This window comes from Pseudomonas mangiferae, assembly GCF_007109405.1.
GTDB lineage: Bacteria > Pseudomonadota > Gammaproteobacteria > Pseudomonadales > Pseudomonadaceae > Pseudomonas_T > Pseudomonas_T mangiferae.
The window spans coordinates 156,905-171,038 of record NZ_VJOY01000003.1 but is presented as its reverse complement, the minus strand read 5'-3'; the positions used below and the strand labels follow the sequence as shown (position 1 = coordinate 171,038).

The following is a 14,134-nucleotide window of genomic DNA, read 5'->3' as shown; positions in this document are numbered from 1 at the left end:
ATGTGAGCATCGAAGCGTCACCTGACGATGAGCCGAGCTGGCCGGTGCTTGGAAGTTAAAACCTCTAAAGAACGAAAGGAGTTTTCCATGAGCCTCGGCACTATTCTGATCATTGTCTTGATCCTGCTGCTTATCGGCGGCCTGCCGGTCTTCCCCCACTCCCGCAGCTGGGGCTATGGACCGTCCGGTATCATCGGCACCGTTCTCGTCATCCTGCTGATCCTGGTATTGCTCGGCAAGGTCTAGATCGCTGGCGGACTGCAAAGCGGCGCGGCTGATTACAGCCGCGCCGCTTTTGCTTTTCACCCTGTTTACCGACTGTTTCTTAATGCTGCCGATTTCGGTAGCGCTTCGTCGCCTAATCCGGTTAATTCTGAACGTTTCGCCGTTTAACTTTGTCAGCGTGTGGAAACTCGTATATAAAACACTGCGTTTTTCGAATCCAACAATCGTAAAAGCGGGTGTTCAATGTCAATTAAAGCGTCTTTCTACCTGCCCCTGGCACTTGTACTGGCCGGCTGTGCGCATACCTCGCCTTCCTCTTCCGAACACGTCAGCACTGCCAAACATTGGTGGTGGCCATTTGGTAATGAAACGCCGAATCAGCAGGCTGCAGTTGCCAAGCCGGACCCCAAGGTCACCCGCGCCTGGATGGATGAATACGAGCCGCGCCTGCGCGAGGCCCTGAAAGACAGCAAACTCGAGCTGGAACGCCGCGACGACCTGCTGGTGGTCACCGCTCCGGTGGACAGCTCCTTCAACCCCGATCGCCCGTCGATGCTGCTGCCTGTGACCCTCGGGCCGTTCAGCCGTGTCGCCAAGCTCCTGGAAAAAGATCCCAAGACCGGCGTACTCATCCTCGGCCACGCCGACAGCTCCGGCCAGGACAAGCTGAATCGCGACCTCAGCCAGCAACGGGCCCAGGCCGTGGCGGCCATCTTCCGGCTCAGCGGGTTGCAGCGTGATCGCCTGCAGCTCAAGGGCCTCGGTTCGGACATGCCGCGGGCTGCCAACGACAGCAAGGAAGGCCGCTCCCTCAATCGCCGCGTGGAAATCCTGGTCACCCCGCAGGAGACCCTGGTCGCCGTGCTGGCAGGCTACACCCACCCGCTGAAAAGCACGGCCGTGGTTGTCGCAGATCAACCCAAGCGGTAGGCGCCTGCCTAAGCTAGAGCGGACTGGACGCCCCGCTCGCCGGCATGGCGAGCGGGGCGTCTCTCTTTAGTCGTTTTCTCCAGGAGTCGCCATGTACCAGACGCTGGCCGATATGCGTCGCGATTACACCCGGGACGGCCTCAGCGAGACCGATGCGCCCGACGAGCCCTTTGCCTTGTTCCGCCGCTGGTTCGACGATGCGGTGCGTACCGAGCAGCTACCGGTGGAGCCCAACGCGATGACCCTGGCGACGGTCGACGCAGACGGGCGTCCTCATTGCAGAATCCTGCTGCTCAAGGGGCTGGACGACCAGGGCTTCACCTTCTTCAGCAACTACGAGAGCGACAAGGGCCGCCAGCTGCAAGCGCATCCCTTCGCCGCCATGACCTTTTTCTGGCCCAGCCTGGAGCGCCAGGTGCGCATCGAGGGACGGGTGGAGCGGGTGACCGAGGCGGAGTCCAACGCCTACTTCCAGATCCGTCCGCTGGGCAGTCGCATCGGCGCCTGGGCCTCGCCCCAGAGCCGGCCGATCCGCGACCGGGAAGAGCTGGAGGCGCTGCTGCGGGAGACCGAGCGCCGTTTCCTTAACCAGGCGCCTACCTGTCCGCCCCACTGGGGAGGGTATCGCCTGCTGCCGGAGCGGGTGGAATTCTGGCAAGGCCGGTCGAGCCGCCTTCACGATCGCCTGGACTACCGCCGCGAGGACGGCGGCGCCTGGGCCCGCCAGCGCCTGGCACCCTGAGGATCAACCGGCAGCCGCTGCGCCCGGGTATTCCGAGGCGCGCTGGGCCAGCCAGGCGTGCAGGTCGCGCCGCTTGATCCGTCGTGCGCGTGCTTCCTCCAGCTGCAGCAGCATGTAGTCACGCTTGCCGGCGTCGGTGCCGGCCAGGGACAGCGCCAGGTCGCGGTCCATCCAGCGCTTGATGCGCAGGTACAGCCACCCGTGGAAATACAGGCCGGCGAGGGTGGTGATGACGACGATGAAATAGTCCATGGATGCCCCTTCGTTTTCGCCAACCCTAGCGCAAAGCCCACGATGAGCGGAATGCTTCTTCCGGTCGCGGCTAAACTGTATGGAGACTGAACAGGTCCAATTTATACGGATCGCCGGGGGTGACAGTCCCGAGCACCCCACGGTCTAATGGAAACAGTCCCTGTTGGAGGAATCGTTATGCGTAATTCTGGTCTGCTGTTGGCCTCGTTCACCGCGGTGACCATGGCGTTGGGTGGTTGTACTTCCGACCTGACCGGCGACAGCTACTCCCGCGATGAAGCGCGTGCCGTGCAGACGGTGCGCATGGGGACCATCGAATCGCTGCGGCCGGTGAAGATCGAAGGCACCAAGACCCCCATCGGCGCAGGTGCGGGCGCGGTGATCGGCGGCGTGGGCGGCAGCGCCATCGGCGGCGGTCGTGGCAGCGTGGTGGCAGCGGTGATCGGCGCGGTGGCTGGTGGTGTGCTGGGGGCGATGACCGAGGAAGGCATCACCCGCACCCAGGGTGTCGAGATCACCGTGCGGGAAGACGACGGCTCGCTGCGGGCCTACGTGCAGGAGGTCGAGCCCAACCAGATCTTCCGGGTTGGCGAGCGGGTCCGGATCAACACCCTCAACGGCACCAGCCGCGTCACTCACTGAGGGGTAGTGTCCAAAAAGCCGGCGAAACGCCGGCTTTTTTCTGCCCGGATTCAGCGCGATCCGCCGCTTATACTGCCTTCCCCCGCATGCCTGGAAATCACCCGTGTCTTCATTGCGCCTGCAACTGATTGCCAGCGCCTACCTGGTCGTGGCGATGGCGATCTGGGGCAGCTCCTTCATCGCCCTGAAGATCGCGTTCCGCGACGTGCCACCGCTGTGGGTGATCTTCGCCCGCATGCTGATCGGCAGCCTGGTATTCCTGCTGGCCTGGCGCTGGCGCCAGCCGCAGCCTTACGTCGTCGGCGACTGGAAGTACCTGCTGGGCATGGCCACTTGCGAGCCTTGCCTGTATTTCGTGTTCGAGGCGGTGGCCCTGCAGCACACCAGCGCCGCCCAAGCCGGGATGATCACTGCGGTGCTGCCGCTGATGGCGGCGGCGGTGGCGTTCGCCCTGCTGCGGGAGCGGACCCGGCCCACGACGCTGATGGGCTTCCTGGTGGCCCTGCTGGGGGTGGTCTTGCTGAGCCTGGGTGGCGTCGCCGATGCCCATGGGCCGCGGCCGTTGCTGGGCAACGGCTTCGAGTGCCTGGCCATGCTCTGCGCCACCGGCTACACCCTGCTGCTCAAGCGGCTGTCCTCGCACTATTCGGCGTTCTCGCTGACCGCGCTGCAGACCTTCCTCGGCTCGCTGTTCTTCCTGCCGCTGGCGCTGTGGATCGAGCCGTTTCCCTCGGTCATCTCGCCGGCCAGCGCGTGGGCACTGCTATACCTGGGGGTGATCGTGACCGTGGGCGCCTATGGGTTCTACAACCTGGGCATGGCGCGATTGCCGGCGAGCCAGGCCAGTGCCTTCACCAACCTGATCCCACTGTTCACCCTGGTCTTCGCCATGCTGGTGCTGGACGAGCGACTGACCAACCCGCAACTGGCGGCCTGCGGGCTGGTCTTTCTCGGCGTGTTGCTCAGCCAGTGGCGGATGACGCCGAAGACCGCTGCGGTGCTGGATCGCCGCCTGTCCTGAGCGCGGCGGCTCCTTCCCTCACTGGTCCCGGGCGCCGCCGAAATAACCGCAGCCGCGCAGGCGCTCGCCGTTCACCCGCAGCTCGGTCTCCAGGTAATTCACCGAACCGTCGCGCCGGTCGACGCACCGATTCGGCGCCACCCACAGCTCCACGTGCTCGCCGTTGGCCTCGCTGGACAGGTTGAAGCGCCCCTCCGGCAACTGCTCCTCCATATAGGGGAGGGCCTGGGCGGGTTGGCCGGGGCGTTCCAGTATCAGGCCCTGCTTGCCGGCGTTCACCGACCAGTCGGGCTCGCTGCCGCCGGCGTGCAGCAGCAGGCGGGGAAAGTTGGGATCGTCGCAGCCACCGGCCGGCTTCTGCACGCGATAGACCCGGCTCAGCTGCAGTTCGCCGTCCAGCCCGTCCTGCTTGCTGGCGGCCAGGACACCACGCAGGTCTGCGTACAGCGAGGCTTCGGCACGGGCCAGCGGCTCGGCGTCCTGGTCCAGGGCGGTCTCGCTGCCTTCGCGGACGAGGAAGCGCCGCCGCTCCTGGCAGGGCGTGAAGACCCAGCCATCATCCTGACGGGCCAGGGTTCCTTGGAGGCGCACCCCGGTATCGGTGGAGGCGGGCGGGGTGGCGTCACCGAGCAACTGGCAGCCGGCGAACAAGGGCAGGGCGAGGACGAGGGGGATGAAGGGGGCGCGCATAGGACTCTCCAGCGGGAAGCGGCCACCTTAGCCAGGGCGCCGCGGCATCACAAGCCGGGCGAGTCATCGCTGAAGCGAGGACAAAAAAAACCGCCCCGGAGGGCGGTTTTTTTCACGGCAGGGACTTAGCCACCCAGGTAGGCCTCGCGGACCCGTGGGTCGCTGTGCAGGGACTCGCCGGTGCCCTGCATGACGATCCGGCCGTTCTCCAGCACGTAGCCCCGGTCCGCCAGCTTCAACGCCTGGTTGGCGTTCTGCTCCACCAGAAACACCGTCACGCCATCGCGGCGCAGTTGCTCGATGATGTCGAAGATCTGCTGGATGATGATGGGCGCCAGGCCCAGGGACGGCTCGTCCAGCAGCAGCAAGCGCGGCTTGCTCATCAACGCGCGGCCGATGGCGAGCATTTGCTGCTCGCCGCCGGACATGGTGCCGGCGCGCTGCTCGAAGCGCTCCTTCAGGCGCGGGAACAGGTGCAGCACCTTGTCCATCTGCTCCTGATAGTCGCCCTTGGGGGTGAAGAAGCCGCCCATGGCCAGGTTCTCCTCCACGGTCAGGCGAGCGAACACACGGCGGCCTTCCGGCACCACCGCGATGCTCTTGCGCATGATGTGGGAAGGCTCCTGGCCCACCAGCTCCTCGCCCTCGTAGAGGATGCTGCCGCTGGCGGCCTTGGGCGAGCCGCACAGGGTCATCATCAGGGTCGACTTGCCGGCGCCGTTGGCGCCGATCAGGGTGACGATCTCGCCCTGCTTCACTTCCACGCTGACGCCGTGCAGCGCCTGGATCTTGCCGTAGAAGGTGGAGACATCTTTGAACACGAGCATCAGGCTTCCCCCAGGTAGGCTTTGATCACGTCCGGATGGGTGCGGATCTGCTCCGGCGTACCGTCGGCCAGGGGGGTGCCCTGGTTGATCACGTAGATGTGGTCGGAAATGCTCATCACCAAGTGCATGTCGTGCTCGATCAGCAGCACGGTCACGTTGTACTCGTTGCGCAGCAGGGCGATCAGCGCCTTGAGGTCCTCCGTCTCCCGGGGGTTCAGGCCGGCGGCGGGCTCGTCGAGCATGAGGATGCGCGGGCGCGTCATCATGCAGCGGGCGATCTCCAGGCGCCGTTGCTGGCCATAGGCGAGGGTGCCCGCCGGACGGTTGGCCACGTCCGTCAGGTTGACCTGCTCCAGCCAGTGGGCGGCGTGGGCCATGGCTTCCCGCTCGCTGCGGCGGAACGCCGGGGTCTTGAACAGGCCGGCGAGGAAGTTGGTGTTGAGGTGGCGGTGCTGGGCCACCAGCAGGTTTTCCACCGCCGTCATGTCCTTGAACAGCCGGACGTTCTGGAAGGTCCGCACCACGCCCTGGCGGGCGATCATGTGGCCGGACAGGCCCTGGATCGGCTGGCCGTCCAGCAGGATGGTGCCGGAAGTGGGGCGGTAGAAGCCGGTCAGGCAGTTGAACACGGTGGTCTTGCCGGCGCCGTTGGGGCCGATCATGGAGACCACCTGCTTTTCCTGGATGTTCAGCGACACGCCGTTCACCGCCAGGAGCCCGCCGAAGCGCATGCTCAGGCCGTCTACATCGAGAATCGCGCGGCTCATGGCTTCAGCTCCAGGTGAGGACGTTGCATGGGCAGCAGGCCCTGGGGACGCCAGATCATCATCAGCACCATGAGAACGCCGAACATTAGCATGCGGTACTCGTTGAACTCCCGGGCCAGTTCCGGCAGCAGGATCATCACCACCGCGGCGAGGATGATGCCCAGCTGCGAGCCCATGCCGCCCAGCACCACGATGGCGAGGATGATCGCCGACTCGATGAAGGTGAAGGACTCCGGCGACACCAGGCCCTGGCGGGCGGCGAAGAAGCTGCCGGCGAACCCGGCGAAGCAGGCGCCCAGGGTGAACGCGGAAAGCTTGATCACCGTGGGGTTCATGCCCAGGGCGCGGCAGGCGATCTCGTCTTCCCGCAGCGCTTCCCAGGCGCGGCCGATGGGCATGCGCAGCAGGCGGTTGATCACGAACAGGGTCAGCAGCACCAGCAGCAGCGCGATCAGGTAGAGGAACACCACCTTGTAGGTCGAGTTGTAGGCGATGCCGAAGTACTCGTGGAACGTCTGCATGCCTTCCGCGGCGCGGCGCTCGAACGACAGGCCGAACAGACTCGGCTTCTCGATGTTGCTGATGCCGTTGGGGCCGCCGGTGATGCCGGTGAGGTTGCGCAACAGGATGCGGATGATCTCGCCGAAGCCCAGGGTAACGATCGCCAGGTAGTCGCCCCGCAGGCGCAGGACCGGGAAGCCCAGGAGGAAGCCGAACAGCGCGGCCATCATCCCGGCGATGGGCAGGCAGACCCAGAAGCCCAGGCCGTAGTAGTGGGACAGCAGCGCGTAGCTGTAGGCTCCCACCGCGTAGAAGCCCACGTAGCCCAGGTCCAGCAGTCCGGCCAGGCCCACCACGATGTTCAGGCCGAGGCCGAGCATCACGTAGATCAGGATCAGGGTGGCGATGTCCACCGCGCCGCGGGAGCCGAAGAACGGCCAGACCAGGGCGACGATGACCAGGCCGAGGATGATCCAGCGCTGGGTCGACGGCAGGGTCAGGAAGCCGCCCGCGCCGGCCGGTATGCTGGGCAGGCTCGGGCTCGCCGCCCAGCCGGCGGCCAGGTGGTGGCGGAACAGTTGCCAGACGAACATCGCCACGGCGCACGCGGCGATGGTCCACAGGACGGTGGGGCTGGCACCGTGCACTTCCAGCTTGATGCCGACGGTGCTCAGCTTGAGCCCCATCACCGGGTAGGCCACGGCGATCACTAGCAAGGCGCTGAAGAATGCGGTTTTCAACCGCTTGGTCGAGAGGGTCATACTTTTTCCACCTCCGGGCGGCCGAGGATGCCGGTGGGGCGGAAGAGCAGGACGAGCACCAGCAGGCTGAACGCCACCACGTCCTTGTACTGATCACCGAACACGTCGGCGCCGAAGGCTTCGGCGACGCCCAGAACCAGGCCCCCGAGCATGGCGCCGGGGATGCTGCCGATGCCGCCGAGGACCGCTGCGGTGAACGCCTTGATCCCGGCGAGGAAGCCCAGGTGCGGGTTGATCACGCCGTACTGCATGCCCAGCAGCACTGCGGCCACCGCCGCCAGGGTGGCGCCGATGACGAAGGTGAGGGCGATGATGTTGTTGGTGTTGATCCCCAGCAGGTTGGCCATGCGGATGTCTTCGGCGCAGGCGCGGCAGGCGCGGCCGAGGCGCGAGCGGGTGATGAACTGGGTCAGGCCGAACATCACCAGGAAGGTGACGACGAAGATCAGCACCTGCATGTAGGAGACGGTCACTCCGCTCATGGTGCTCTCGCCGAACACGAAGTTGCCCGGGATCAGGGTCGGGATCGCCTTGTCCTTGGAATCCTGGGCGAGCAGAACCTCGTTCTGCAGGAAGATCGACATGCCGATGGCGGAGATCAGCGGGATCAGCCGGTTGCTGCCGCGCAGCGGCCGGTAGGCGACCCGTTCGATGCTGTAGCCATAGGCGCTGGCCACGATGATGCTGGCGGCGAACGCCGCGACCATCACCACCGGCAGACTGTGGATACCGAACATGGCGAGTCCGGCGATGACGATGAAGGCTACGTACGAGCCGATCATGTACACCTCGCCGTGGGCGAAGTTGATCATGCCGATGATGCCGTAGACCATGGTGTAGCCGATGGCGATCAGGGCATAGGTACTGCCAACGGTCAGCCCGTTGATCAGCTGTTGCAGGTAGTGATAGAGCTCTGGCATCACCTAACTCCTCGAGAATCACGAAAAGCGGCGCTTGTGACGCAGCGGATTCCCGGAAAACGGGGAGGCAGTGTACGGCGAGAGGTTCGGCCGGACGGCGCCGCTTCCATCGGCATCAGCGTGCCCCCTTCTCCTGTTCGGGGGGACCGAAGCGTCAGGCGTTGCCGGCCCGGGGTACGGGCGCGCGCCGTTGGCGTTCGGAGCTGGATCGTCGAGCGTCTCGGTCGTGCAGCGGCCTCATCGGATAGACGAAGCCCACTGCGTGGGCAGTGGGCTTCGCGGTGCAGGCGACGGGCTTATTTGGCCTCGGTCTTGGTACCGTCCTGATGCCACTCGTAGACGACGAAGTTGAAGTTCTTCAGGTCGCCCTTCTCGTCGAAGCCGAGGGAACCGGTCTGGGTGTCGAAGGTGTTGGCGCGCAGGGCGTCCGCTACCTTGGCGGGATCGGCCTCGCCGGCTTTCTTGATGCCTTCGGCGATGACCTGGACAGCGGAGTAGGCAGGGAACACGAATGGACCGGTCGGGTCCTCGTTCTTCGCCTTGAAGGCCTCGACCAGCGCCTGGTTCTTCGGATCCTGGTCGAAGGATTGCGGCAGGGTCACCAGCAGGCCTTCGGAAGCCGGGCCGGCGATGGCGGAGATTTCCTTGTTGCCGACGCCTTCCGGACCCATGAAGCGGACCTTCAGGCCCTTCTCGGAGGCCTGGCGCAGCAGCAGGCCCAGTTCCGGGTGGTAGCCGCCGTAGTAGATGAAGTCGACGTTGGCCTGCTTGAGCTTGGCGATCAGCGAGGAGAAGTCCTTGTCGCCGGCGTTGATGCCTTCGAACAGGGCGACCTTGGTGCCTTTGCTTTCCAGGGTTTTCTTGACCGCGCTGGCGATGCCTTCGCCGTACTGCTGCTTGTCGTGGATGACCGCGACGTTCTTCGGCTTGATGTGGTCGGCGATGAAGTTGCCGGCGGTGGGGCCCTGCAGGCTGTCCAGGCCGATGGTGCGGAAGATCAGCTTGTAACCGCGGCTGGTCAGCTCGGGGCTGGTGGAGGCGGGCGTGATCATCAGGATGCCTTCGTCCTCGTAGATGTCGGACGCTGGCTGAGTGGAGCTGGAGCAGAGGTGGCCAACAACGAACTTGATTTCGTCGTTGACGATCTTGTTGGCGACGGCGACGGCCTGTTTCGGGTCGCACGCGTCGTCATAGACCACGCCTTCGAGCTGGGAGCCGTTCACCCCGCCGGCCTTGTTGATCTGCTCGATGGCCATCTTGGCACCGATGAATTGCATGTCGCCGTACTGGGCGACGGCGCCAGTCACCGGACCCGCCAGGCCGATCTTGATGGTGTCGGCGGCCATCGAGTAGCTCGCGACGCCGGCCATCGCCATGGCGGCAAACAGTCTGGAAATCTGCTTAGTTGCCTTATTCATAGTGCTCCACTCATGAGTGCTTCGTTGTTGTAGTTCTTAGGCTGCCGGAGCGGCGCGAGCGGGTGTATCCCCGGCTTCGGTCCGGGCAACTGTACCGGTGCAGTGTAGAGCGGCGGTTCGCGGCTTGAAAAGCCATGGGGGACTGGCATTTTCATGGCGTGTCGCCTAATCGACATGGATTTACATAAAAACGTCACCGCTCGCCGAGGCTCTGGGACGCCTTTTTCGGCGTCGCGGGGCCTGCGCGACGGCTCGTCGAATGGTGCCGCCGACGGGCTTGCCCAGCGGCCCGGCGACGCTATGATGGCCGGTCCTTTCCGCCGGAGCCGTACCCCCATGCCGGACTCGTCCGACCTTCTCTACGCCAAACTCCTGGGCGAGACCGCGCCGATCCGCTGGGAAGAACTCCAGCCGTTCTTCGCCCGCGGCGCGCTGTTGTGGGTCGAGGCGGAGCAGGACCTGGTGGCGGTGGCCACGGCGGTCGCTCGCGACGACCAGGCGCAGGTGGGCGGCTGGCTCCGGTCGGGCCTGCTGGCCCGGGTCGAGGAAGCCCGCGCCGAAGACCTGCTGGCGCGCGACCCGTCGCTGTGGGCGGTGGTAGTGGCGCCCTGGGTGCTGGTCCAGGAGCGGGCGCCCGTCACCGCGTCCTGATCCAGGACAAGCCCCCTCGCGCCCGACGGGGTAGACTGCCCGCACCCTTCCCGTCGAGGAGTCCGCACATGTTCCAACCCGGCCATCTCCACCGCACCAACCTGCCTGGGCTGCACGAAAAGTCCTCCTACACCCTCGATCTCTACTACGACGTCCGCAACGACCCGAAGGAAGGCGTCATGCTGCACTTCCGCATGGTCGGCAATCTGGACGGACGGGTCTTCGAGGAGGAGTTCGAGCTGCACCGCGACACCGCCTTCAACTTCGCCAGCATGGCCACCCGCATCGCCAGCAAGCACGGGCTGCATCCCCATCTCGGCCCGATCCTGCGCGACCACCAGGATTACGACGCGATGTTCCAGGACATCCGCGAGAAGCTCCACGTGCAATCGGGCGAACCGGTCAACCTGGACCACCTGCTCAAGGACGGCTTCTGAGCCGCCGCTCCGCGCCCCGCGTCCCGGCCCGCCCGTAGCGCATCCAGACGCGGGTCGCGGCGAACCCCGTGTGCCTTCCCGCGCTTCCCGTGCAGATGCGCGCGGGGCGGGCGCCCAAGCCCTGCACCAGCCGCTAAGATGGCGACTCCGTCCCGACAGGCGTTCGCCATGACCGATACCCGCGTTCCTTCCCTCGCCTTCGCTGGCATCGGCCTGATGGGCCTGCCGATGGGGCAGCGCCTGGCACAGGCCGGGCATCCGTTGCGGGTCTGGAACCGCAGCCCGGCGAAATGCGGCCCCCTGGTGGCGCTGGGTGCCCGGCGGGTGGACCGGCCTGCCGAGCTGTGCGCCGAGGCCGATCTCGTGCTGCTCTGCCTGGCCGACGGCGAGGCGGTGCGCCAGGTGGTGTTCGGTGCGGGCGGGATCGTCGAGGGTGCCCGGCCCGGGCAATTGCTGGTGGATTTCTCCAGCCTGGAGCCGGCCCTGACCCGGGAGCTGGCGGCCGAACTGGAGGCCCGCAGCGGCATGCGCTGGGTGGACGCTCCGGTTTCCGGCGGCGTCGCCGGGGCCCGCGCTGGCACGCTGATCGGCATGGCCGGCGGGCGCCCGGAGGACGTCGAGCGCCTGCGGCCGGTCTTCGCCACCCTCGGCCAGCGCCTCACCCACCTGGGGGAGGTGGGCGCCGGCCAGGTGGCCAAGGTCTGCAACCAGATGATCGTCGCCTGCAATGCCCTGGTGATCGCCGAGGCTGTGGCCCTGGCGGAGCGTGCCGGGGTCGACGCGAACCAGTTGGCACCGGCCCTGGCCGGCGGTTTCGCTGATTCGAAGCCGTTGCAGATCCTCGCGCCGCGGATGGCGGAGCGCCGCTTCGAGCCGGTGGAATGGCATGTGCGCACGCTGCTCAAGGACCTGGACAACGCGGTCCGCCTGGGCGGCGAGCGCGACAGCGCGACCCCCTTCAGCGGCCTGGCCGCCCAACTGATGCGCCTGCACGGTGGCCATGGGCACCTGCAGCACGACCTCTCGACCCTCATCGCCCTGTTCCGGGAGACCGACTCATGAAGATCGCCGCCAACCTGTCCCTGCTGTTTACCGACCGACCGCTGCCGCAACGCCCGGTGGCCGCCCGCGCCGCGGGATTCGACGGGGTCGAGATCCAGTTTCCCTACGAGGTACCCGCGCTGCGCCTGAAGGAGGCCCTGGAGGCCGCCGGCCTGCCCCTGGTGCTGATCAACCTGCCGGCCGGCGACCTGCTGCAGGGCGGCTGCGGGCTGGCCGCCCACCCGCAGCGGCGTGAGGCGTTCGCGGCGGCGTTGCAGGAGGCCCTGACCTACGCCGCCATGGTCCGCCCGGCCTGTGTCAACGTGCTGCCGGGCCGCCTCGCCGACGGCGTGACCCGGGCCGAGTCCCTGGACTGCCTGGCGCAGAACCTGCGAGCCGCCGCCGACGCCTTCGCGGTGCTGGGCATCCGAGTGCTCTGCGAGGCGATCAACCCCGTGGACATGCCCGGCTTCCTGGTCAACACCCCCGCCGATCTGCTGGCGCTGCTGGAGGCGGTGGACCATCCCAACTGCCTGGCGCAGCTGGACCTTTATCACATGGCTCGCCAGGGCCTGGACGTGGGCGAAGCGATCCGGGACCTGGCGGGACGCATCGGCCACGTGCAGTTCGCCGACTGCCCCGGCCGTGGCGAGCCCGGCTCCGGCGACCTGGACTTCCCCGCGCTGCGCCAGGCACTGCGCAGCGCGGGCTACGACGGCTGGTTCGGCGCCGAGTACCTGCCCCGCGGGCGCACCGAGGAGCGCCTCGGCTGGCTCGCCGCCTGGAAGCGTTGAGGCGTGCCATCGCGTGGCATCACGCTGGCGAATGTTCGCAGACAGTGCCGGGTGCGCCGCCTAGATTGGCCGGGAAACCCCGGGCTGCGGCTGGCCGGGGTCGATAACAACAAGAAGAGATAAAGCCCATGCAACAGCATCCCCCGCAAGCGGCCAATGCCTGGCGCATCCTGTTCCTGCTGTTTCTCGCCAACCTGTTCAACTTCTTCGACCGCACCATCCCGGCCATCATCATCGAGCCGATCCGCGTGGAATGGCACCTCAGCGATTTCCAGCTGGGGCTGATCGGCACCGCCTTCACCCTGGTCTATGCCCTGGCCGGGCTGCCCCTCGGGCGCCTGGCCGACACCGGCCGGCGCAGCCGCATCATGGGTTGGGGGCTGGCGGTGTGGAGCGGCCTGACCGCGATCAACGGGCTGGCCTGGAATTTCTGGAGCTTCCTGTTGATCCGCATGGGCATCGGCATCGGCGAGGCCAGCTACGCACCGGCGGCCAACTCGCTGATCGGCGACCTGTTCCCGGCCCACAAGCGGGCCCGGGCCATGGGTATCTTCATGCTGGGCCTGCCGCTGGGGCTGCTGCTGGCATTCTTCAGCATCGGTGCCATGGTCAAGGCGTTCGACAGCTGGCGCGCGCCGTTCTTCATCGCCGCGGTACCCGGCCTGCTGCTGGCGGCCTTCATGTTCTTCATCCGCGAGCCCCAGCGGGGCGCGGCGGAGCGTGTGCGCGTCACCGCCGAACCGGTGGCGCGTCCCTTGCGCACGGTGCTGGCGATCCGCACCTTCTGGTGGCTGACCCTGGCCGGGCTGTGCTTCAACTTCGCCACCTATGCCAGCAACTCATTCATGGTGCCGATGCTGCAGCGCTACTTCCTGCTGCCCCTGGAGCAGGCGGCGGTGGCCACCGGGTTGATCTGCGGGGTCACCGGCCTGATCGGGCTGACCGTCGGCGGCTGGCTGGCCGATCGCCTGCACCAGCGCTACGCCCGCGGGCGCCTGCTGCTGGGGGCATTCAGCATGCTGGTGGCCTGCGTCGCCACCGGTTACGCACTGCTGGCCGGGCGCATCGAGGTGGGGCTGTTCGTCGGGGTGTTCAGCCTCGGCTGGCTGTTCTCGTACAACTTCTATACCTGCGTGTACACCTCGATCCAGGACGTGATCGAGCCGCGCCTGCGGGCCACCGCCATGGCGTTGTTCTTCGCCGGCCTGTACCTGCTGGGCGGCGGGCTAGGGCCGGTGGTGGTAGGGCTGCTGTCGGACCATTTCTCCCACGGCGCGATGCTGGCCGCGGGTGCCCTGGAGATGAACGAGACCTTCAAGGCGGAAGGCCTGCACAACGCCATGTACCTGATCCCGGTGGCGCTGTGCCTGACCATGCTGGCGCTATTCCAGGCGGCCCGCTGCTTCAGCGCCGATGCTGCGCGCATGCAGGGGACCCTGGGCGGTGGGGACACGTTGCCCGCCGGCGCGGCGGCCTCGGCGGGGTAAGCGATGGCCTGGCGGAACGTCGCCAGGC

At 66.6% G+C, this 14,134-nt stretch carries 16 protein-coding genes and 1 pseudogene; 10 read left to right on the top strand and 7 right to left on the bottom strand.

What is annotated here, in order from left to right; genetic code table 11:
* Positions 1 to 87 precede the first annotated feature (87 nt).
* The 3 genes and pseudogenes from FM069_RS05120 to pdxH all read left to right on the top strand — a co-directional run bounded on the left by FM069_RS05120 (position 88) and on the right by pdxH (position 1,897).
* Positions 88 to 246, top strand: a complete 159-nt coding sequence (locus tag FM069_RS05120) for a DUF3309 family protein (protein WP_143487210.1) — start codon at positions 88 to 90, stop codon at positions 244 to 246.
* Between the two features lie 324 nt (positions 247 to 570).
* Positions 571 to 1,143: pseudogene (locus FM069_RS05115) on the top strand (OmpA family protein); the annotation flags it as partial.
* Positions 1,144 to 1,246: 103 nt separating this feature from the next.
* Entirely contained in the window at positions 1,247 to 1,897 is a 651-nt protein-coding gene (gene pdxH, locus FM069_RS05110; RefSeq protein WP_143487208.1) for a pyridoxamine 5'-phosphate oxidase, read from the top strand.
* Positions 1,898 to 1,900: 3 nt separating this feature from the next.
* Here the strand turns inward: pdxH and FM069_RS05105 are convergent, their stop codons facing one another.
* The gene (locus FM069_RS05105; protein WP_143487207.1) at positions 1,901 to 2,149 is read right to left on the bottom strand and encodes a hypothetical protein; all 249 of its coding nucleotides are present in this window, start codon (positions 2,147 to 2,149) and stop codon (positions 1,901 to 1,903) included.
* A 177-nt stretch (positions 2,150 to 2,326) separates the two neighbouring features.
* On the opposite strand from FM069_RS05105, the gene FM069_RS05100 reads away from it, so the two are divergent.
* Together FM069_RS05100 and FM069_RS05095 are read left to right on the top strand one after the other, a co-directional pair.
* On the top strand, positions 2,327 to 2,791 hold the full coding sequence (locus FM069_RS05100) for an outer membrane lipoprotein (RefSeq protein WP_143487206.1): 465 nt from the start codon (positions 2,327 to 2,329) through the stop codon (positions 2,789 to 2,791).
* Between the two features lie 103 nt (positions 2,792 to 2,894).
* Positions 2,895 to 3,812 (top strand): DMT family transporter, encoded by a 918-nt coding sequence (locus FM069_RS05095; RefSeq protein WP_407681559.1) that lies wholly within the window; start codon positions 2,895 to 2,897, stop codon positions 3,810 to 3,812.
* 18 nt (positions 3,813 to 3,830) lie between these two features.
* Here the strand turns inward: FM069_RS05095 and FM069_RS05090 are convergent, their stop codons facing one another.
* The 6 genes from FM069_RS05090 to FM069_RS05065 form a co-directional block, all read right to left on the bottom strand.
* Positions 3,831 to 4,502, bottom strand: a complete 672-nt coding sequence (locus tag FM069_RS05090; protein ID WP_143487205.1) for a hypothetical protein — start codon at positions 4,500 to 4,502, stop codon at positions 3,831 to 3,833.
* A gap of 125 nt (positions 4,503 to 4,627) precedes the next feature.
* Complete coding sequence (locus FM069_RS05085) at positions 4,628 to 5,329, bottom strand: ABC transporter ATP-binding protein (protein ID WP_143487204.1); 702 nt, start codon at positions 5,327 to 5,329, stop codon at positions 4,628 to 4,630.
* Entirely contained in the window at positions 5,329 to 6,096 is a 768-nt protein-coding gene (gene livG / locus FM069_RS05080; protein WP_143487203.1) for a high-affinity branched-chain amino acid ABC transporter ATP-binding protein LivG, read from the bottom strand. Before livG ends, FM069_RS05085 begins: the two co-directional genes overlap by 1 nt.
* On the bottom strand, positions 6,093 to 7,358 hold the full coding sequence (locus FM069_RS05075; RefSeq protein ID WP_143487202.1) for a high-affinity branched-chain amino acid ABC transporter permease LivM: 1,266 nt from the start codon (positions 7,356 to 7,358) through the stop codon (positions 6,093 to 6,095). The genes livG and FM069_RS05075 overlap by 4 nt, the downstream gene beginning before the upstream one ends.
* Positions 7,355 to 8,278 carry a high-affinity branched-chain amino acid ABC transporter permease LivH gene (gene livH, locus FM069_RS05070; protein ID WP_143487201.1) on the bottom strand — a complete coding sequence of 308 codons (924 nt, stop codon included), beginning with the start codon at positions 8,276 to 8,278 and terminating at the stop codon, positions 7,355 to 7,357. The genes FM069_RS05075 and livH overlap by 4 nt, the downstream gene beginning before the upstream one ends.
* Positions 8,279 to 8,574: 296 nt before the next feature.
* The gene (locus tag FM069_RS05065) at positions 8,575 to 9,696 is read right to left on the bottom strand and encodes a branched-chain amino acid ABC transporter substrate-binding protein (protein WP_143487200.1); all 1,122 of its coding nucleotides are present in this window, start codon (positions 9,694 to 9,696) and stop codon (positions 8,575 to 8,577) included.
* Positions 9,697 to 10,032: 336 nt separating this feature from the next.
* On the opposite strand from FM069_RS05065, the gene FM069_RS05060 reads away from it, so the two are divergent.
* From FM069_RS05060 to FM069_RS05040, 5 genes are all read left to right on the top strand, one after another.
* Positions 10,033 to 10,347 (top strand): DUF2288 domain-containing protein, encoded by a 315-nt coding sequence (locus tag FM069_RS05060; protein WP_143487199.1) that lies wholly within the window; start codon positions 10,033 to 10,035, stop codon positions 10,345 to 10,347.
* Between the two features lie 68 nt (positions 10,348 to 10,415).
* Entirely contained in the window at positions 10,416 to 10,784 is a 369-nt protein-coding gene (locus FM069_RS05055) for a DUF5064 family protein (protein WP_143487198.1), read from the top strand.
* A gap of 168 nt (positions 10,785 to 10,952) precedes the next feature.
* Positions 10,953 to 11,846: an NAD(P)-dependent oxidoreductase gene (locus tag FM069_RS05050; protein ID WP_143487197.1), complete on the top strand. Its 894-nt coding sequence runs from the start codon at positions 10,953 to 10,955 to the stop codon at positions 11,844 to 11,846.
* The gene (locus FM069_RS05045; protein ID WP_143487196.1) at positions 11,843 to 12,619 is read left to right on the top strand and encodes a hydroxypyruvate isomerase family protein; all 777 of its coding nucleotides are present in this window, start codon (positions 11,843 to 11,845) and stop codon (positions 12,617 to 12,619) included. The genes FM069_RS05050 and FM069_RS05045 overlap by 4 nt, the downstream gene beginning before the upstream one ends.
* Before the next feature lie 128 nt (positions 12,620 to 12,747).
* Positions 12,748 to 14,106 (top strand): spinster family MFS transporter, encoded by a 1,359-nt coding sequence (locus FM069_RS05040; protein WP_143487195.1) that lies wholly within the window; start codon positions 12,748 to 12,750, stop codon positions 14,104 to 14,106.
* Positions 14,107 to 14,134 lie beyond the last annotated feature (28 nt).